This is a genomic window from Winogradskyella sp. (genome assembly GCF_013213835.1).
In the GTDB taxonomy this organism is placed as follows: Bacteria; Bacteroidota; Bacteroidia; order Flavobacteriales; family Flavobacteriaceae; genus Winogradskyella.
The window spans coordinates 151,416-172,415 of the sequence record NZ_JABSSU010000005.1; the positions used below are offsets into that span (position 1 = coordinate 151,416).

A 21,000-nucleotide genomic window follows, 5' to 3' on the forward strand; every position below is an offset into this window, starting at 1 on the left:
TTTAATGCACAAATCTTAAAATAATTACATGAGACAACTTAAAATCACCAAGCAGGTAACCAACAGAGAAACTGCATCATTAGACAAATACTTACAAGAAATTGGTAAGGTAGATTTAATTACTGCAGATGAAGAAGTTGAGTTAGCACAGCGCATTAAGGCAGGAGATCAAATCGCCTTAGAAAAATTGACTAAAGCTAACTTACGTTTCGTTGTATCGGTTGCCAAGCAATATCAAAACCAAGGATTAACCTTACCAGATTTAATTAATGAAGGTAACTTAGGTTTGATTAAAGCTGCACAACGTTTTGACGAGACTCGTGGATTTAAATTTATCTCATATGCAGTATGGTGGATTAGACAATCTATCTTACAAGCATTGGCTGAACAATCGCGTATTGTACGTTTGCCATTAAATAAGATTGGATCGATAAATAAAATCAACAAGACTTTTGCATTTTTAGAGCAAAGTCATGAGCGTCCGCCTTCAGCAGAAGAAATTGCTAAGGAATTAGACATGACCATTAACGACGTTAAGGAATCTATGAAGAATTCTGGTCGTCACGTCTCCATGGATGCACCATTAGTGGAAGGTGAAGATTCTAACTTATACGATGTATTACGTAGTGGTGAATCTCCAAATCCTGATAAGGATTTATTACACGAATCGTTACGTACAGAAATTGAGCGTGCGTTAGAGACTTTAACGCCTCGTGAAGCTGATGTGATTCGTTTATATTTTGGTTTAGGGAACCAACACCCAATGACTTTAGAAGAGATTGGTGAGACCTTTGATTTAACACGTGAGCGTGTAAGACAAATTAAAGAAAAAGCCATTCGTAGATTAAAACATACCTCTCGCAGTAAAATATTAAAAACATATTTAGGTTAGTCATTTGTTTTTGTATATTGAACAACCAACCTAAATAAAGGTAACAACAGTTACAAAACATAACTGTTCGTTTTTTGATTGATGAAAGAACCCACGGCTGATTACCGTGGGTTTATTTTATTACTTACTTTTGCATCAGAACAAAGCTATCAATATCACATGAACACAAAATTAATTGCACCTTCAATGCTTGCCGCAGATTTCGGCAACTTACAACGCGATACAGAAATGGTTAATAATAGTGATGCCGATTGGTTTCACATTGATATTATGGATGGGCATTTTGTGCCAAACATTTCCTATGGCATGCCAGTGATTGCTGCCATTAAAAAACACGCCACAAAACCATTAGATGTGCATTTAATGATAGAACAACCTGAGCGTTATATTGAAGAATTTGCCAAGGTTGGTGCAGATATTATCACCGTGCATTACGAATCTACAGTGCACTTACACCGCACATTGCGCCAAATAAAGGATGCCGGTTGTAAAGCGGGTATTGTATTAAACATCACCACACCTATTAATGTTCTAGAAGACATTTTACCTGAGTGTTATATGATCTTGTTAATGTCCATTAACCCTGGTTTTGGTGGTCAAAAATTTGAGGAAGTGACGTACCAACGTATCAAAAAACTGCGTCAAATGATAGATGCTCAAGGCTTAGATACGCGCATTGAAATTGATGGTGGTGTTACCGATAAAAATATTGAAAAACTCGTTGCGGCAGGTGCAGATACTTTTGTAGCCGGAAGCCATGTCTTTAAGAGTGATGATCCAACGGATACCATTGCACACTTAAAAACATTGGCCAACCAGTAATTATAATTGCTTCAACAGATAGTTGATTAAGTCCGTTGTTGTTACAATACCAACAAGACAACCATTATCTACAACAGGTAATGCATGGAACTCTTTCTCGTATAGTATTTGTGCTACCTCTTTTATTGTAGCAGTAGATGGCACAGTGACCACATTTTTCACCATGACTTGATCAATGGTAAACATGTTGTACACCATCGTATCCACATTATCCTCATCTTCGTAAACCGTATCGGCAAAACTAATCCGCATTAAGTCAGAATAGCTTAGCATACCCACAATAACGTCTCCTGCAACCACAGGAATATGTCTTATTTTATTACGCTTAAAAAGCATCTCGGCCGTCTCTAAATCATCATCTCTATTTAAAGCGATGATGTTTCGGGTCATTATTTCTGAAATTGGTGGTATATATCTCATGACGCTAGGATTTAATATTCGTTATTAAAAGTAGCGGAAAGGCCTGAGAAAAAGTATGATAATTGTCATGTGACCGATTTGTGATTCAAAAGTAAGCTTGATGAACGATGCTTCTTAATGTTATTGTGAAGTGTGACACCTCAGTCACCGAAATCGTCATTTCGAGTGATTTCACAGGGTGAAATCGTATCGAGAACACTGTAGCAACCTCCATAAAGCAACTTACATATGAGATGCCGTATCAAGTACGGCATGACAAATCAATGATATTACGAAGTGTGACTTCGAGAGTCTCAGCCACCAGAATGTCATTCAGAAGTGAACGTAGTGAACGATGAATCTTTGTCATTTTAAAAATTTAAGATTCTTCGCTATCGCTCTGAATCACAGCAGAAAGCTTCAATACTTCGACTGTACTTACGCTAAAGCTTCAGCGACACGCGGAAGTAGGAATGGAGTTAATCACTGCCATAGCCATAACCATAACCATAGTTATAACTATACCCATAAGACTTACTTGCGCCAACACTATTCACCACATAAGCCACATTCTTCAATTTACCTGTTTCACTAAGGTCCTTAGAGAAGTCCAACAACTTCTTCTCAGTGTGGTTGGCACGTACCGCATAAATCGTCGCATCAGCATACTGAGATATCAATAAAGTATCTGTCACTAAAATGGTTGGTGCTGTATCTATGATGACATAGTCGTACAAATCGCGCGCTTCCTCCACAAGATCTTTAAATCGACCGTTAGTCAATAACTGTGCAGGGTTTGGCGGAATGGTCCCTGAGAGCATGATGTGGTGATTCGGATGCATTTCAAAACCAGATACTAAGGCGTCTTTCCAATCAAAATCTGTATCATGTAAATAATTAGACAGCCCTGGTTGGCCTTTATCTCCATTAATATGGGTATGAATCTGTGGATTTCTAAGATCTGCTCCGATCAATAACACCTTTTTGTTGATACTCGATAACGCCAAGGATAAATTCAAACTGATATACGTTTTCCCCTCTCCTTTGATGGTTGAGGTACAGTAGATAATATTGTGCTTTTTATTAGACTCATTTGGTAAGATGTAATCCACATTTGCACTTAATATACGAAACGCCTCTGCCACAATGGTGCGATCATTAGGATTCTTAAAAATCATATTGGCTTTTTCCTTGCCTTTAATCTCAGGAATCTCTGCAACTACAGGAATGGTATTATCGTTACTTATATCTTCCTTGCTATGCAACTTGGTGTCTAGCATAAAAAACAAATACAAGATACCGAAAGGCAATAACAACCCAGCTAAGAAGGCACCTGCATACACAATGTTTGACTTTGGAGAAATCGGAAAGGTCCCAGACAAAGCATTTTCCACCACCTTAATAGATGGCTCTGTAATGGCTAAGTTTATTGCTGCTTCTTCGCGCTTTTGCAAGAGTAATAGATACAAACTTTCTTTTATCTTTTGTTGACGTTGTATGGCTTTAAACAAGCGTTCTTTGTTAGGAATTTGGGCCATCTTTCCAGAAATCAATTGATTTCTAGTTTGTAGCTGATTTAATGATAAGCGCAATTGCGCGGTATAGGCTTTAAGGCTTCTTTTTATATTTACCCTTAAACGTTCTATTTCACTGTTGGCGTATCTAACAGCAGGATTATTAGCGGCTCCACTTTGTGCTAACTTATCACGCTGCATCACCGCGGTATTATATTCCGATATATAGGTGTTTATATCGCCATTTTCAAGACCAATATTCGCTGGTAATAAATCTGAGTCCCCATCTAATTGTATTGTATTTTCTAAAGATTTTGACAAGAGCAATTGATTTTCTAGACGGAACAACTCTTCTTCAGATTTCATGCGCTGTTCCAGACCCATTTGCACATCTGTAGACACATCTACTATATTATTTGCCTCTTTAAAGTCCTCACCACTAATCTCTATGGAATCCAATTCTTTAGCTAAATATGTAAAACGCTCTTCAATAAAATCTATAGTCCGTTGTGATACCAATTGACGGTCATTTATGCCATCCTCATTAAATACTTCAATTAACTTATTTAAAATGGATTCACTCAACGCTTTACTTTCACCTTTCAAGGATAAACTCAGTAAGTCGCTTTGTTCTCCAATGGGTTCTACCTTAATTATTGACTTTAATTGGAGGACTTTTGATTTAAGGTCTGTATAGGAAATAATATGTGTATCTTCTATACGTTTATCTGTTTCCATTTGATTGAAATCAACATTAAAAGGTAAGTCATGTTCACTGTTAAATGTTGAGAAATCTGGAAATTCAAAAACCTCTTCAGTCATTAGATTAGTGACAGTTAAACTTTTAGTTGTAGTGTTTAATTCATAAGATTGCTTATTTGAAATACTATCAGGATGGATCAATTGCTGATACGCAAATGGCAATTGGTTAATTTGAGAGGTCTGTATGGTTCCCACTTCAAAAAAGGTGGTATTTAATTGAAGTTGCTCTACAACACGATCTAAAATCAAATAAGATGTCAAAATCTCAATTTCATTTTCTAAATTGATATTAGACCGTTTAAAAATAAAGGCTGACGTCGGTAATTCTAGCCCATCTGACTCATCTAAAATTTTTATTTTTGCATTGGTTTGATATATACGAGGGGCATACCTTAGATATACATATGCAGACCCTAAGAATAGTACGAGCGCTAATACAAACCAAGGCCAATAGCGTACATACCTTTGAATTTCACTTTTAATATCTAAAGTCGATTCATTCTCAAAAGGATTGGAATTGATATTGAAGGGTTGTTCCATATAGTCTATGTTATCTTGTCAATAAAATGGTAACACTTAAGGCCAGCGAGGCGATAGTAAGTACGGTACTTACATTACTGATAAAGCCCGCTTGTTTGACTCTTGGTTCGTTCTGATTCACCACAATCATATCATTAGGTTTAATAAAGTAGTATTCAGAATTCATAAAATCAGCATTTGTTAAATCGATATGCGTCACTTTACGGACACCATCCACCTCTCTAGATAATAAGATATCCTCGCGTGTGCCGTTAATGGTGAGATCACCTGCATAACCCAAGGCTTGTAACAGGGTAATATTTTGCTCAGTAAAATTATAGGTCCCCGGTTGGTTCACCTCGCCAAGTATGGTAAACTTCGCATTAATGAGACGGACATTGATATTAGCTTCCGTTAAATGCCCTTCTGCCTCTAAGCGATCCTTTAGGTGTTGGGCTAATTGTATTGTGGTTTTATTAGCAACAGAAATCTCGCCTAACACAGGAAAATCAATGGTATTGTTTAAAGATACCAAATACCCATCCAATTGTAATAATTGTAAGTTTTGCGGCACCATACCTTGATTCACCCCTCGATTATAAGGGGAAGCCGCCTCAGGGACTACAGATTCCACAGTAATTTTTAAAATATCGTTAGGTTGAATGGTCGACGATTGATAATTAACCTTCTGAGTGACATCTGCGTCAATATTTTGCAAATAATGAATGTCCTTTTTTGAGGCACACGACATGACTAATACCAAAAGGCTCAAAGCATTGATTTTTAATTTCATTGAGGTATTTTGAATTTGAACAAATATAATTGAATTGACAGATAGGGCAAAAGTTTGCAACTAGATTAACCACTTTTTCAAAACCAACGGTACAATATATAGAACAGAACCGTAGCACCATAATGCCAATATCTGATAATTTAATTCCAAAGATAACAGATTAAATGCTATACAAATGATTACAAAATTGATGATAACAATTATAATCGTTGTAACAACATGAGAATAGCCTTGCTGTATAAATCGATGATGCACATGATTTTTATCGGCTTTAAACGGACTGGTTTTGTGAATAAATATACGAATCGTAAAAATACGTAAGGTATCCATTAATGGGTAAAACAACAGTGCAAAGGCCAAAGCAGGTGAAGCCTTATAATAGGATGAACTCGGATCTGTCTGCGCCAAGTTGATAAAACTTATAGTAAAAAACGCTAATAAAAAACCCAAAATCATGGAGCCTGTATCCCCCATAAACAACTTGTTCTCTTTTGAAAAATTCAACCGTAAAAAAGCGATTAATGCACCGCAAAGCGCAATCGCAATGGTTGCCAAACTCAGTTCATCAGCTTGTACAAAAATATAGACAAATACTGCACTCGCACATAGGGCAAAGGAGCCTGCCAAGCCATCAATGCCATCAATGAGATTAAAGGCATTAATAATTAAAATATATACAAACAATGTAAATATGATAGACAACCAATACGGCAACATATCGACATCTAAGATATTAGAGAACCCAATAATTCTTGTATTGGTGAAAATAATCAATAAGGCTGCTGCAAAGATTTGACCCATCATTTTTTTTGATGGTGACACCACAGTTAAGTCATCTTTTAAGCCTAAGAAAAATAAGGCTGTTAGGGCACCCATGACCAACAATAAGACCTTCGTATTTAAAAAGGCACCCACAATAGTCATAACTACAATTAGGCTGAGAAATATGCCAATACCTCCAAGGGTTGGCACTACTTCCGTATGCTCACTGCGTTCATCCGGTTCATCCATCAAATGCTTTTGGCGTGCTACATAAATTATCGCAGGAAATGAACGCAATGCAATGATGAATGCCAATAGAAAAGCAGAGCCTAACCAAATGAATGGGTAGTTGTTCGGTGAGAAGTCTTCTAATAAGGTTTTAATCATATTTCTGGCTTTGAGCCATTTAAACGAATGTCACAAAAGTACAAATTATAACAAAATGTTATCACTTATCACTTTGAATTTTAAGGAGTGCGTCTACAATGCGTAGGGCAGTGTTTCCGTCCCATAATGGAATATCATTCCCTTGTTTCCATGAACCTTCAAAAAGTTTATCCAGATAAGGTTTTAAATGATCTGGATTCGTTCCAACCAACGCGTTAGTACCAAGCGTTATAGTCTCAGGACGTTCTGTATTATCTCTTAGTGTCATGCAAGGCACACGCATCACAGAGGCTTCTTCAGTTATACCGCCCGAATCTGTAATAACGGCTTTGGCATTTTCCACCAAATAGTTAAATTCTAAATAACTTAATGGTTCAACCATATGAAGTCTTTCATGCGCAATATTCAAACCTTTTAAAATTTTTGCTGTTCTAGGATGCACAGGGAACACTAATGGTAATTCTTGAGTATTTGCAATGATTTCATCAATCATTTGTTTGAGTTGCGCTTCTTCATCTACATTGGCCGGTCTATGAAGCGTCATCACTATATATGCTTTGTCAGAAAGATTTAAATCATCCCAAATCTGAGGCTTTATAAAGTTTTGTCTTTGTTTTAGTAAAGTATCAATCATAGTATTTCCGACGAAGAAAATCTGTTCTTCTTTAACCCCAGAATTTTTTAAATTTTCATTGGCTAATTCAGACGTTGTAAAAAAATAATTGGTAATACTATCAGTTACCAACCTATTAATTTCCTCTGGCATCGTCCAATCATCTGAACGAATTCCGGCTTCTACATGCGCTACTTTGGTATGTAGTTTTTGAGCGACTAAGGCACAAGCCATAGTCGACGTCACATCCCCTACTACTAAGACTAAATTGGCCGGATTGCTCATCAATTCATTTTCAAAAGCAATCATAATATTTGCTGTTTGCTCAGCCTGTGTGCCTCCACTACATTCTAAATTCACATGTGGTTCAGGAATATCTAATTGTTCAAAAAAACTTCCGGACATATTCTTATCATAATGTTGCCCTGTATGTACCAAGCGATAATCTATTAAGGCACCTTCATCTTTAACACGTTCTATTTCATGAATAATAGGAGCAATTTTCATGAAGTTTGGTCGAGCTCCAGCTATAATGGTGATATGATACATGAATTAAATTTTACTTGTGCACAAAGATGCATTTTTTCTTTGGAATACTAAAAACATGGTGACTTAGAATTAAAAGTGTATGTAACACATCTTAAAATCACTTAAACAGTTTTATCGAAAAATTTAAATTGCAGTAAAATAGAAAAATTGTATCAAAACATTAACTTAAAACCTTGTTCTCGATACAAAATTCTTATAGAATTTTACTCGAACTGACGATTATGGACTACAACACATTGAAATTTATAGTAAGTTAAATCTATTAAACGACTTTTGATAATGAGATTATCGCAGTTTCCATGAAAACCTCGCCGTAATAGTAGCTTGTTATTCAGAGTTATTTTATAAATTAAGGCACATCTCTTAAAGTAGAAGCGCAAATTTTTCATGACTTTTCCCTCTAAAGTAGATAAATAAAGACATTTACCACTACATGGTAAGAGACTCCTACCTCATTTTGTAAAACTCAGCACAAGGCAAGGAAGTATGGTTAATAACGATTCAATATTAGGTTAGTGAAAAATCGAACTAAATGTATTTGACGTTTAATGCGAGAAGGTTGTTTTAACAAGCGGTATGCCCATTCTAAGTTGTGTTTCACCCACCATACCGGTGCACGCTTCACATTCCCCGTATACACATCAAAACTCCCACCTAAACCTTGATAAACCGCTTGGTGATGTTTCTGGATCTTTTCCATCAACAGTTCCTGTTTTGGGGAACCCATGGCCACAAATATGACATCTGGTTGATGCTCTTTTATATCTTGAATTAAAGCATCTTCTTCAGCTTCAGTTTTTACGTAACCATTTCTGTAGTTACAAATATTAATCCCTTTAAACTCTGTCTTTAAATGCTCTACAGTTTCTTCTATAACTTCCTGCTTTCCTCCAATTAAATAAAAAGATTTTGTCTTGTAATAATTAGCGACAACATCTAACCACAATTCACAACCTGGAATTTTAACAACATCTTTAACGCCCTTCTTTTTAAGTGCCCAAACTGCTCCAATACCATCTGGATAACCTAAATTTCTATTTATTAGCGCTCGACTCTCTTCTGTGGCGTGTAAAATCTTTTCAGCATTAACTGCCACCATAATCTTATGATTATCAAACGCATATTGCATAAGGTCTTTTCTAGAACTTGGCGCAAAAGTGATCACGCCGTTTAATGATTTAGATTCCATCTGTTAAGCTTTAGTATGTAACAAATAATGAGCCATTGCATTAAACATAAAAGCATTACTCCATCTCATATATGATATTTTTGAACTCATACCTTTTCTATACTGATAGTAAAAATAGCCTTTTTTGTCTTGCATATGTACTATCGTCCAATCTAAAACATTTGATAACAGTTCTTTGTTTTCTTGAAACAATTTCAACTTAGAAAAAGTAACAATGACTTGCGCAGGACAATGAATATCTATTGGATACGTTTTATCATGGTAATATTTAGGAACTCGATGGTCTTCAAAAAATGCATCAACATAAAATTGTAATCCTTCATCAATGTATTTTTGAAAACTAGCATCTCCTGTATTTTGTTGATAAGTTGCAATAGCATCTAAATTAAATCCTGTATGAAAACTATCTTTCCAAGATTGTACTGGCAACAACCCATAAATCCAAGAGCCATCTTTTTCTTGCAAATCACAAGCTGCAAGCACAGCTTTTCTGGCCATATCTGCGTGTTCTTGAATTTTCTTGTATTTGTAGGCATAGCTTAAAATCTTAGCTCCCAATAACGACGCATTAATGACGGTATTATTGCCATCTTTTACACTGTATGAAAAAATATGGCCTTCTCCATGTTGTGTTCTTGACAAATCCTTTAGAACAAAATCAGCTGCAGAAAGCGTTTCTTCAAGAACAGACTCATCTTTTGTGATTTTATAACTTTCAATTAAAGCTTCAACGCAAAAACAAGTAGCAACGACAGTAGGTGTATGTTTTTTAAACAAAAATAATCGCCTTGCTTGCCAATCAAAATTATAACCCCAAGCTGAACCAGAGTAACCTTCACTTCTTAAACTCAATAAAAGTTTTGTGATTTCTTTTATCTTTTGAAGCAACTCTTCTTTCGTTCCATAATCATCACATCCTTTTTCAGCTAATTGATATAATCTACAATAGCCTAAAAGGAATAACGCAACACCTTTAGCATTGTATTCTTTTGGGACTAAAAAAAGTTTTCTGAAATTAATTGGACTACGTTTAAAACCTTGAATCCAAGCCAATCTTGCTAAATCCCAATGTTTGAATGGTAATGCTTGAAAGACTTTAGAATTTAATCCATCATAAGGATCCCATCCTTTGTATTCTTCAGACTCACAATAGTTTTTGAGTTTTAAGAAACTCTCAGAAACCTTAAACTTCAACTTGTTCTCCTCCACGTCTAATTGATTCTAAAACTTTGAATGATGCTTTAGTTACTGCTACAATTTCTTCAAAAGGAATTGGTGCTTCTCCATTAGATAATAATCCATTCACAAAAGCATTAACCATTTCCTTTTGCCCTTTATTTTGATTTAAAAGCTTATCTTTTTTAGGCTTTCCTTTTCCATAAATCTTTAGTTCTTTAAAATCATTCAGTGTTGCAGACATTCCTGCTGAAAACACTTCAACATATTCTTTTGTCATTGATTTGGAACCATTAGCATAGTAACCAACAACTCCAGAAGATCCGTTTTCAAACTGAATCAAAATATTTAGAGTATCGTTTAACTGGTTAGCATCTGGTAAGGCTGCTGCTGAAATTTTGATTGGTAAACTTCCGTTAAGGTACGTTAGGTAATCTATAAAATGACAAACTTCACCTAGTATTCTTCCGCCGCCAATTTCTGGATCTTGAATCCAAGTTTCTTTAGGAATTGCACCAGCATTAATTCTATAAATCATCGTCATTGGATGATTACCAACTGCTTTTTTGAGCTTTGCTGTAATTGGCGAAAAGCGTCTATTAAACCCAACCATTACGGCTTTATTTGATTTTGATTGCGCTTCTATAATTTGCTCTAATTCTGACTCTAATAAACATATTGGTTTTTCGACAAATACATTTTTATTAGCCTGTAAGCTCTTAAGTACGAAAGGCCCATGCGAATCGTGACGCGTGGCAACAAATACAGTATTTGTTTTATCGTCTAATACATCTTCTTCATTTGTAGCACAAAACTGAAACTTGAATTTTTCAGCAACACGTTTAGAAGTGGTTCCTGTATTGGTTAACACACCTACGCGACCAATCTCTGAAGACTCAGGGATATTTGGCAATAAATTGCCTTGTGCATAACTACCTGCGCCAATAAATGAAATATTTACTTTACCAAGTTTATCATTATCTGATGTGCTAATCTTTTCTTTAGAGATAGCTCGTTGAGTATTATATTTTAAGGCAATACCTGTAAAGGGTTCTGTTCTTGACACCACTAAATCGAAAGCTGCTTTGGCGTTATCAAATTCAAATTGGTGAGTGGTTAAATAACCAATATCGATCCGGTTAGTAGCAATTAAATTTTGAAAAGCTTCCATGTTGCGCTTCTCAGTCCAACGTACATAAGGCAATGGGTAATCGATGCCTTTTTCTTCATAATTTAAATCGTATCGTCCAGGGCCATACGAGCATGCCATTTTAAGTTCTAGCTCTTTACGATACCAAAATGGATCGCGATCGAAACCTGTTGGTACAGCACCAAGAACCACAACTTTACCTTTTTTGCGCGCTATAGCACCAGCAAAGTTTATAGGGTCTAAACTAGAGGTAGCTGCAGCAATAATAACAGCATCTGCACCATAACCATTTGTGGCGTTTAGAATTTGCTCTTCGGCACCTGCAGCATTTCGGGTTAATCCTAAATCTACAACATTGTTTTTTACAGCCTGGTTTACAGCTTCTTGAGAAACATCTACACCAATAACAGTAACACCAGAAGCTTTTAAAATAAGCGCTGCTAACTGACCTAGAAGTCCGAGACCAATAATGACACAGGATTCGCCTAAGCGTAAATCGGCTTGGCGAACTCCTTGCATTGAAATCGCTCCTAATGTGTTGTATGCTGCATCTCTAAGATTTATATTGTTATCTAACTTTACACACAAATTAACAGGCACAGAAACAATCTCTGCATGATTGGCATAACCAGCTCCAGCACAAGCAACCTTATCACCAACTTCAAATTCTGTCACTCCTTCTCCAACTTCAATAACTTCTCCAGCACAGCTATAACCTAAAGGTGAATAGGCATCTAGTTTTTTCATAACTGCTCTGTAGGTTTGCACAGGCCCTTGCTTTCTTAATGTATCTACGACTTGCTTTACCTGTTGTGGACGTTCTTTTGCTTTGCCTATTAAGCTTTTTCTGGCGGCTACTACAGTAGAACCTTCTGTACCTGCACTAATTATAGAGTAATGATTTTTAACGATAACCATTCCTTTTCCAAGTTGTGGGTATGGCACCTCTTGAATTACCATATCACCTGAGCCTAATTTTTGTGTAAGTTGTTGCATCTATTTAATTTTTTGGGCATATCTCTCTAGTAAGTTTTTTCTTAAAAACTTATCTCTTATTAATTTTATATTCTCAATTTTATCTGCAATTTCATTATCTGAAATTGAGTTAAAAAAATCTCTCAATTTTATTTTGTCGTTTTGTACAACCCAACCTATATCATAGGTTTTTACAAAATTAGAAACATCGCTATCTCCAATAGACAATATAGGTGTAAAAGAACCAATAGCATCAAACACTTTATTGGGAAGCGCACCAACTTTCATTATTATTACAGATATCTTAGCATTTTTATATAAACACGGTACTTCTTTTGGGTTGATCATACCCAAAAGAGAAATATTAGGATTTTCTTTAGATTGATTAAGAACATCCTTATATCGTTCACCAGAACCGTTATCACCAAAAACAGTAAATTTAATGTTGCTCCCTGAAATTGCATCTATTACCTTAGAAATATCAAATTGATGTGTTAATGTACCTCCATAAATAATATTTAAACCCTTGTTATTTAATTTATCATCTATTTTAAAGTCATAGAATCTAGAATCTATACCTAAAGGAATAAAATTAGATTGAACATTTTTGTTATATCTAAATAACCATTTTTTAAAAGAAGGAGCTACATGAAAATAGGTGTCGTATTTAGCAACCGATTTTTTTTGAAAAAATTCACAATAATAATCAAAAGCCTTTTTTATAATTCCCCCAGAAGTTAAACTATCTGGCCAAATATCTCTAATATCTAATACTAAACCAACACTATATTTTTTCTTTAATTTAGACATATAATAGATTAGTTCTGATGGTCTAGAAGGCAATATTATTGTATCATTTTTCCCGAGTGAATATGAACTTAATAAGTTATATACTTTTCTTGAGAATTTATAATTCCACAAAACTCTTTTAAATGATAAGTTAGCATCATACTTACCATTATTTAAAAAGATTAAATTGTACGGTAAGCTTTGTTTCACTCTATCTATATCTTGATTTGATATAAACGTTTTATTAGCATGATCAAAATTAGTAGTTATATATGTTACCTCCTTATTTTGTTCACAGAGTAACAATGCTAAATCTGGATGTCTCTTACCTCTATTGGTTAAAGTAGACTCTGTTGGTGAAACTATATAAATCATAAGTCTCTCGTTGTTATTTCAGCAATTTTTTTATTGATTGCTAATATGTCAAACTTTTGTTTTGCTTTTTCTCTATTTGAACTACAATTTTGCAAATAAGTGTTTTTATTTTCACAAAACTTAGTAATAGCACTTTCTAATTCTCTATTGTTTTTAGGTTTAATAATTATAGAATTAAACCCATCTTTTACAATTTCTGGAATTGCACCAACATTAGTTGCAATTACAAAACAACCTGCTGCAGTTGCCTCAATCACAGAATTAGGACACCCTTCTTTATACGAAGGCAAAACAAATAAATGAGAATCAGCTAAAGCTTGGTATTTTTTTGTACCGTCAACAAAACCATGAAAATTGATAATTTGTTTAACGTTTGGATTTTCATTCAAGAACACACTCACTTCTCTTTCCATATTTTGATCAACAAAATGCCCAAAAACATTAAGTACAAGGTTGTGAATCCCTTTATTAATCAATTCTTTCATAACATTAAGTAATACAAAAAAACCTTTCTCCTTGCTAACCCTAGATATATAAACCATTTTAATTTTACTTTCTGTTTTTGTGTTTCTAGGTAAAATTTCTCTGTCATCGTAAGTAGTATACATAACTTCTATAGGCTTTTCTGGGAAATATTTTTGAAGCTCATCCTTAAAAGAATTTGCTAAGACAATAAAATTTCCTGAATGCTTAAAAATTTTCAAAAAATACATTCTGTATATCCACTTGGAACTCAAGAAATTTTCTCGCCAACCTCTAATAAAGGTAATCACCTTAATATTAAGCTTTTTTGCGATTAGTAAATATATGCCATCTCTTATTATAGGAATTGGAATTAAAGATGGATTAACAATAACTTTATCTGGCTTTTCTTTTTTTAAAAACCCATAAAATCTAACTATTTGTTTAAAACTATCTAGTATGTAACCAAAGTATCTTTTTTTTCTTACGTTATAAACTTTATGAGGTGAACCAACTTCATGAAATTTAAGATTTATCTGAGGATAATTCCAATTTGAAGAAAGCACTCTATAAAAATTTGCCACACCACCTCTAGACTCTAAGTCTTTACAACAAATTACAATTTTGATTTTATTATTATGATTCATAAAGTTTTAAAGTAGTTTTTTCTTCATTAGGATATAGATTTTTCTCATGCTCTTTTACAGTTTCAAAATCGAACCTTCTCTTTAATAACTTTGCTGGCACTCCACCTATAACAGAATAAGGAGGAAAAGATTTTGTAACCACAGCACCTGCTGCAACTATTGATCCTTTTTTTATAGTAACTCCTTTCAGAATGGTACTATTAGCTCCAACCCACACATCACTCTCAATTGTAACATCTTCGTCATCACTATCTCTTTTATCTTTCACAAAAAACATCCACTCACCTACCACCTCAGTATTATGATTACCCCCTCTAATGAGAACATTAGGACCAAACATTACATTATCATTAATTCTAATTACAGAATGTCTTGCGCTAAACTTAGCTCCTTTGCCTATATAGATATTACTACCTAGCTCAATAGAATTAAATGAAAATGTATCAAATACACTAAACTTAACATTACTCCCACATGTTTTAAACAAATGTTTCATAGAATATCGTAAAAGTCTATTAAACACATTTTTTAGAAAAATGTATAACCTAGCTGGATACTTCATATTTATATTTTTGATTTAAAACTATCACTCCAGAAAACAACACATTACTATAAAAACCAAATCCATGAGATGGTATTAATGATATTAAGAATAATATTAAAAGTGTTATTGGAAGCCTTTTAATTAAGTTTTCTTTATTGTGAAATTTATTGATTGTTAGTTTTATTATACTTTTTAAATAGAATACATACAAAAAAAGAGTAAAAACACCTCCCACTAACAACAACTCTAATATTCTATTATGAGAAAATGTTCTAGTCCTAGTCTTTAGTCTCATTTTCTCTAAAGCTCCATAGGTTCCTATCCCCATCAGTTTTTCCATTAGAGTCATTTCATTAAATATGTCTATAGAATGCATATACAAATCACCTCTACCAGATGAAATTCTGTTATAATCACCAACTACGTACGCTTTATTTTCTTTTTTACCAATTAACCTATTATATAATTCGACATTGTTAGAAAAGATTGATGCTATTATAGGAACTACTACTAAAAACAAAAGAAAAGCAACAAATTTCGTTTTAATTGAAGATTTATATAAAAACAAAATTAAAAATCCTAATATATAAATAACCCAACCTGTTCTTGCAAAACTGTATATTACAGATAAAAATCCCACAATTGTAAGAACTACCCAAAACACTTTTTTAATAATTCCGCCATTCCAAAATCTTTTAAAATATGCAAAAACAATTATCGAAGAAATAGCAAAAATCTTAGAGGCACCTGATGCGTTATTAAAAACCCCAAAAACTTTTACTCCAAAACCTTTAGAATCATACCCTACATCTACAACCCCTTTAGGTTCTAACCAACCTATTAAAAAAGGAATATTAGATAAAATAACAAAAATTGAAATATTCAGGATAAAACTCTCTACCTCTACGTATTTCTTATAAAGAACACATATATAAAAATACGCAACAAACAAAGGGATAGAGATCAGGTCTAAAAAAAAAGTAATATCCCCTGAAATACCTAATACTAAATTTGCATTATAAAAAATTGATAATGAAGTAATAAAGCCTATAACAAGAAATTTAGAGACTTTTCTTGGTAGCTTATGTTTAAAAACTATATACAACAAGTAAAAAAACAGTAACACTTTCCATAAGTGACTTAACTTAATTGGTCCTATATGTATATAATCATAATACAAAAGGAAAAACAGCAATAAGTATCCTATAACTTTTCTTATCAACTAACCTTACTTATTATGTTATTATATATTCTGCCAACGTTTTGAGAAGTGAAATAATTTTCTAGATCCTTAGAATTCTTACAACGCCCAGAAACAACATCATTAATCGCACTAGCAATTTCTTCAGAATTAAAATCACAAGCTATCCCACCACCAAATTTATTCAAGTAATTTCTCATTTCACTTTTTTGAGGGGTTAAGCAAATTATTGGTTTTGATAATGTAGCATAATCTGCAAATTTACTAGGCAAAAATGGGCTCGTAGACATTTTTGCTTCTATAGCTAATAACCCACTACATGCCTCTACTTCTCGATAAATCTCATCTTGAGGCACTTCTCCTTTTAAAGTAATAAAGTCTTGAATCTGATAATCTTGGGTTTTTTGAATCAATAAGTTACTAACACGACCTATAAACTTTACACCTTTAAATTCTTTATTATCAATTATGACTTTTTTGACAGCTTGAAAAAATTCGTCGACAACCCTTTCCTTCGTTAAATTTCCCGTATGAACAATCCATCCATTTTTATTTTCACTATGGTTTAATCTATTTACATCTAATCCTATATGTGGTATTATAGAGTATTTATCTTGTACTTTTACACTACAAAATTCACACATAAGATTATAAGCATATAAACTAGAGACTAAAATATGATCTGCTCGTTCCAAAACATTTCTTAATTTATTTTTTTGAATTTTAGAAATAAATGGAATGTGATTTGCTCCTTTATAAGGTTCTGGAGCAATTGAAATAGGAAAAGGGTCACTAAATGCTGCAATCCACTTTGAACCATAATCTTTTTTTATTTTGTCGCCTACAAAGTGTGTGTCAAAAGGAGTAGACTGTGTTAATATGACATCTGTTTTAACTGGTTTATAAAGCTCTACTAATTTATTTGTAGTATCAACAACCCAGCTATTTGCAGAATAAAGTTGATTAAGCTCCTTAATTCCTCTATTCATTTTACTAAAAACCTTTTGATTCACAAATGTCTCCGTATATGGTATGTAAACGACATTACCTACTATCTCAGTTTTTTTCCCGTCTCTTCCTCCAACAAAAGAAACTACATCTAATCCTACATTTTTTAAAGCATCTGTAAGTTTTACCGCTTGAAAAGCTTGTGCAGAATTAAGAGGTTTATAGTATTTAGCAACTTGAAACAATTTCATTCTCTATCTTTTCTTTATAAATATAGCTGGACTTCCACCAAATATCACATTATTTGGCACATCTTTGTTTACAACACTATTTGCAGCAACTATAGCACCATCGCCAATCGTGACCCCCTTTAAAATAACTGAGTTTGTACCTACCCATACATTATCCCCTATTATTACATTATCATAAAGTCCTTCCTGATCTTTTATATTGAGAGTTTTATCACTATATCCATGACTAGAATCTGTAATATAACAATTAGGTGCAATTAGTACATTGTCGCCAATAGAAATCGACTTATTAGCTTCAATAAATGTATTATTACCTATCCATGTATTTTTACCTACTCTCAAAAAAGGTTTTCCTGTCAAGTCCTCTTTTTTAGGTGAGCATTTAATATAACTACCCATTTCTATGGTTACGCTGTCATCAAACTCAACTCGATATGGATTTACAATTACCACATTTCGTTTAACCAGTAACCTTCCTCTTGATTTTATTCCTCTCAGTAAATATAGTTTCCCTCTAGTATGCGCTATAAGTTTATTTAAATGAAAAAGTAACTTTGAAAGTTTATAATAAATCATAATTCTAATGAGTCAAATAATCATTTTTTAGTTTGTAGATTATCCCCATAAACAAAGCCAATGTAAATATTAATTTTTTGAAAAAGGAACATTCATTAAATCCCAAATAAGCTCCAAAAATTAAAGCGATGATAATTAAGATTAATTGCCATTCTAATATTATTTTTTTTCGGACTACACCGCTTTTTATATAAAAAGGTGTAAAAATAACAAATGTAATCATGTAACTAGCTAAATAGGCAAAAGATAAGCCTACAGAGGTTTTTGGTAAAAATTTAAATGATATTATTAATACTATACCCCAAAACAAATTATTAAAAAAAGACAGCCATAAATAATTCTCTACTATAGTTACTCTTGCTAAACCTTCGGTGAGTAAAAAAAATGAAGTATATAACATTACTATAGTAAGTGTATTATTTAATTTCGCACCCTTATAATCTGAACCTAAAATAAAATCTAAATATTCAGGAAAAAGCATTACTGGCACAACAAAAAACAGTGATATTAACCAGACTCCAGATATATTAAGTTTATCCTTCTTTTTACTTACAACCGACCTATTAGATGCCATAGCTGTTATAATAGGTGCGTTTATAGTTTTTGTCAATGTCATTATTAATATTTGAAAAATCAAAGTTGCTTGAAAAATCCCCATTTCAGCAAAACCACTGCCTAACCTTACCATATCTGCTTCAACAATCCATTTTACAGGACTCACAACCAAACCACATAAAGCAGCTGGTAAAGAATAATTAAGCAACAGTTTTTTTTCTTTGATTACCCCATTAAAGCTTAATCTAATACTATTTTCACTATAGAGTTTTCTTAACCTAACGGCATTAAGCAAAAACAGAAGAACTAAACTTAAAACTAAAGCCAATATTGCACCATAAAAGCTAAAAAAATAAGCACCAAAAATAAACATTAGACCAGATATCAAACCATGAACTAAGTTGATTTTAGCAATTACATCAAAAGCTTTAAAGCCTTGCAATACTCCAGTCTGAGCACCATTTAAAGAACTAATCAGAATCATTACGGATGCAATTCTAAGTTCGTTTTCTAAATAAGGAGCACCTAATGAATCTTTAGCTATGTTTTCAGCAAAAATATTAACTAAAACAAAAACAATCAATCCTAGCAAAGTCGCAAATGCATATGCCATTGATAAAATATTAGACACTTTCTCTTTATCATGATGAAGATATTCTGCCACATGTTTAGTAGCTGTCAACCCTAATCCAAAACCCGCAAATGCAGCAAACATTTGTATTGTCGATCTTATAATTCCAAATTCACCATATAATTCTTTACCAAGTATTCTAGCTAATACAAACCAAGTAATAAGTAAAAAGCCTTTAGACAAAACAACACCTAATATAGACCATAAAGATCCTTTTATCATTGATTTAAAAAACGAATTATCATTTAGCTTTTTGTATTTTTCAACAATCTGCAAATCCTATAATTTTTTTATAAAGTCAATAATTTTTTCGCATGATCTCCCATCACCGTAAGGATTATGTAGTTTAGACATCCGCTCGTATCTATCGTCATTTTCCAGCAAATCATTCGCCTCTTTTTCTATTAATTCAGCATTAGCACCTACCAAAACAACTGTACCTGCATCAACTGCCTCTGGGCGTTCTGTAGTTTCCCTCATTACTAAAACTGGCTTACCTAAACTTGGCGCCTCCTCTTGGACACCTCCACTATCTGTTATTATCAACTTAGATCTATTCATTAACCATATGAATTCTGGATAGTTTAATGGAGGGATTAAATGTATATTACTTATATCCGACAAGAAATCCCTCACCGGCTTCTGAACCTTGGGGTTTAAATGAACAGGATAAACAATTATTACATCTTCATTCTTAATCGCTATATTTTTAAGAGCCTTACATATATTTAAGATTCCTTTACCATGATTTTCCCTTCTATGACCAGTGACTAAAATCACTTTTCTATCAACAAATAGCTCCTTCATTTTTAAAACTTCTTGAGAAGGATTTCGCTCTATTTTCTTCAATCCAATTAACAAGGCATCAATTACAGTATTTCCAGTTACCACAACCGCATTACTCTTAATATTTTCTGCTAACAAATTTCCTTTTGAGTTATCTGTAGGTGCAAAATGATAGTTTGTAACTCTAGAAACCAATTGCCTATTAGCTTCCTCAGGAAAAGGCGACGTTAAATTAAAGGTTCTTAACCCGGCCTCTATATGACAAATCTTTGAACCAGCATAAAATGCTGATATTGCAGCGACCATTGCCGTAGTAGTATCCCCATGGACAAATGTGAAATCTGGTTTAAAATCATTTAAGATATTTTGTAGTTCTGAAAAAATCCGAGAAGTTAAATCAAATAAACTTTGATTAGGTTTCATAAGATCTAAATCATAATCCGGAACAATCTCAAAAAAATCTAAAACCTGATCAAGCATTTCTCTATGCTGCCCAGTTACACATACTTTAGTCTCAAAACTATCAGTATAGTGCTCAAATGTCTTTACCAATGGAGCCATTTTTATGGCCTCTGGTCTTGTCCCAAAAACAATCAAGTTTTTCTTCATACCTGCACTCTATATTTATATTCAACATATTTAAATTCCTCATCAAGAGCAACAAAACATGAAATCAACGATCTTTTTTAGTCCACAAAATTAACACAATTATAAGACTAAACACTTAATTGTT

The 21,000-nt window shown here is 33.4% G+C and carries 18 protein-coding genes; 2 read left to right on the forward strand and 16 right to left on the reverse strand.

What is annotated here, in order from left to right; translation table 11 throughout:
- Positions 1–28 precede the first annotated feature (28 nt).
- The gene (locus tag HRU50_RS09190) at positions 29–892 is read left to right on the forward strand and encodes a sigma-70 family RNA polymerase sigma factor (protein ID WP_094967995.1); all 864 of its coding nucleotides are present in this window, start codon (positions 29–31) and stop codon (positions 890–892) included.
- A gap of 159 nt (positions 893–1,051) precedes the next feature.
- Complete coding sequence (rpe, locus tag HRU50_RS09195; protein ID WP_296350465.1) at positions 1,052–1,714, forward strand: ribulose-phosphate 3-epimerase; 663 nt, start codon at positions 1,052–1,054, stop codon at positions 1,712–1,714.
- On the opposite strand, the gene HRU50_RS09200 is transcribed toward rpe, so the two are convergent.
- The 16 genes from HRU50_RS09200 to wecB (HRU50_RS09275) form a co-directional block, all read right to left on the reverse strand.
- Positions 1,715–2,134 (reverse strand): CBS domain-containing protein, encoded by a 420-nt coding sequence (locus tag HRU50_RS09200; protein WP_296350468.1) that lies wholly within the window; start codon positions 2,132–2,134, stop codon positions 1,715–1,717.
- Positions 2,135–2,592: 458 nt separating this feature from the next.
- On the reverse strand, positions 2,593–4,929 hold the full coding sequence (locus HRU50_RS09205) for a polysaccharide biosynthesis tyrosine autokinase (RefSeq protein WP_296350470.1): 2,337 nt from the start codon (positions 4,927–4,929) through the stop codon (positions 2,593–2,595).
- Between the two features lie 10 nt (positions 4,930–4,939).
- On the reverse strand, positions 4,940–5,701 hold the full coding sequence (locus tag HRU50_RS09210; protein ID WP_296350473.1) for a polysaccharide biosynthesis/export family protein: 762 nt from the start codon (positions 5,699–5,701) through the stop codon (positions 4,940–4,942).
- A 60-nt stretch (positions 5,702–5,761) separates the two neighbouring features.
- Positions 5,762–6,850, reverse strand: coding sequence for an MraY family glycosyltransferase (locus HRU50_RS09215; protein WP_296350475.1), 1,089 nt, complete (start codon positions 6,848–6,850; stop codon positions 5,762–5,764).
- Between the two features lie 61 nt (positions 6,851–6,911).
- Entirely contained in the window at positions 6,912–8,012 is a 1,101-nt protein-coding gene (wecB, locus tag HRU50_RS09220; RefSeq protein WP_296350477.1) for a non-hydrolyzing UDP-N-acetylglucosamine 2-epimerase, read from the reverse strand.
- A gap of 490 nt (positions 8,013–8,502) precedes the next feature.
- The gene (locus HRU50_RS09225; RefSeq protein WP_296350478.1) at positions 8,503–9,201 is read right to left on the reverse strand and encodes a WecB/TagA/CpsF family glycosyltransferase; all 699 of its coding nucleotides are present in this window, start codon (positions 9,199–9,201) and stop codon (positions 8,503–8,505) included.
- Between the two features lie 3 nt (positions 9,202–9,204).
- On the reverse strand, positions 9,205–10,410 hold the full coding sequence (locus tag HRU50_RS09230) for a delta-aminolevulinic acid dehydratase (RefSeq protein WP_296350480.1): 1,206 nt from the start codon (positions 10,408–10,410) through the stop codon (positions 9,205–9,207).
- Positions 10,385–12,523: a bi-domain-containing oxidoreductase gene (locus tag HRU50_RS09235; protein WP_296350481.1), complete on the reverse strand. Its 2,139-nt coding sequence runs from the start codon at positions 12,521–12,523 to the stop codon at positions 10,385–10,387. The genes HRU50_RS09230 and HRU50_RS09235 overlap by 26 nt, the downstream gene beginning before the upstream one ends.
- Positions 12,524–13,666 carry a glycosyltransferase gene (locus tag HRU50_RS09240; RefSeq protein ID WP_296350486.1) on the reverse strand — a complete coding sequence of 381 codons (1,143 nt, stop codon included), beginning with the start codon at positions 13,664–13,666 and terminating at the stop codon, positions 12,524–12,526.
- Positions 13,663–14,775 carry a glycosyltransferase gene (locus HRU50_RS09245; RefSeq protein ID WP_296350488.1) on the reverse strand — a complete coding sequence of 371 codons (1,113 nt, stop codon included), beginning with the start codon at positions 14,773–14,775 and terminating at the stop codon, positions 13,663–13,665. Before HRU50_RS09245 ends, HRU50_RS09240 begins: the two co-directional genes overlap by 4 nt.
- Positions 14,765–15,271, reverse strand: coding sequence for an acyltransferase (locus tag HRU50_RS09250; RefSeq protein ID WP_296350490.1), 507 nt, complete (start codon positions 15,269–15,271; stop codon positions 14,765–14,767). The genes HRU50_RS09245 and HRU50_RS09250 overlap by 11 nt, the downstream gene beginning before the upstream one ends.
- Before the next feature lie 49 nt (positions 15,272–15,320).
- Positions 15,321–16,541, reverse strand: coding sequence for an O-antigen ligase family protein (locus tag HRU50_RS09255; RefSeq protein WP_296350492.1), 1,221 nt, complete (start codon positions 16,539–16,541; stop codon positions 15,321–15,323).
- Positions 16,538–17,719 carry a hypothetical protein gene (locus HRU50_RS09260; protein ID WP_296350494.1) on the reverse strand — a complete coding sequence of 394 codons (1,182 nt, stop codon included), beginning with the start codon at positions 17,717–17,719 and terminating at the stop codon, positions 16,538–16,540. Before HRU50_RS09260 ends, HRU50_RS09255 begins: the two co-directional genes overlap by 4 nt.
- A 3-nt stretch (positions 17,720–17,722) precedes the next feature.
- Positions 17,723–18,295, reverse strand: a complete 573-nt coding sequence (locus HRU50_RS09265) for an acyltransferase (RefSeq protein ID WP_296350496.1) — start codon at positions 18,293–18,295, stop codon at positions 17,723–17,725.
- A gap of 4 nt (positions 18,296–18,299) precedes the next feature.
- Entirely contained in the window at positions 18,300–19,703 is a 1,404-nt protein-coding gene (locus tag HRU50_RS09270) for an oligosaccharide flippase family protein (protein WP_296350499.1), read from the reverse strand.
- Positions 19,704–19,760: 57 nt separating this feature from the next.
- Complete coding sequence (gene wecB, locus HRU50_RS09275; RefSeq protein WP_296350501.1) at positions 19,761–20,876, reverse strand: non-hydrolyzing UDP-N-acetylglucosamine 2-epimerase; 1,116 nt, start codon at positions 20,874–20,876, stop codon at positions 19,761–19,763.
- Between the last annotated feature and the right edge of the window lie 124 nt (positions 20,877–21,000).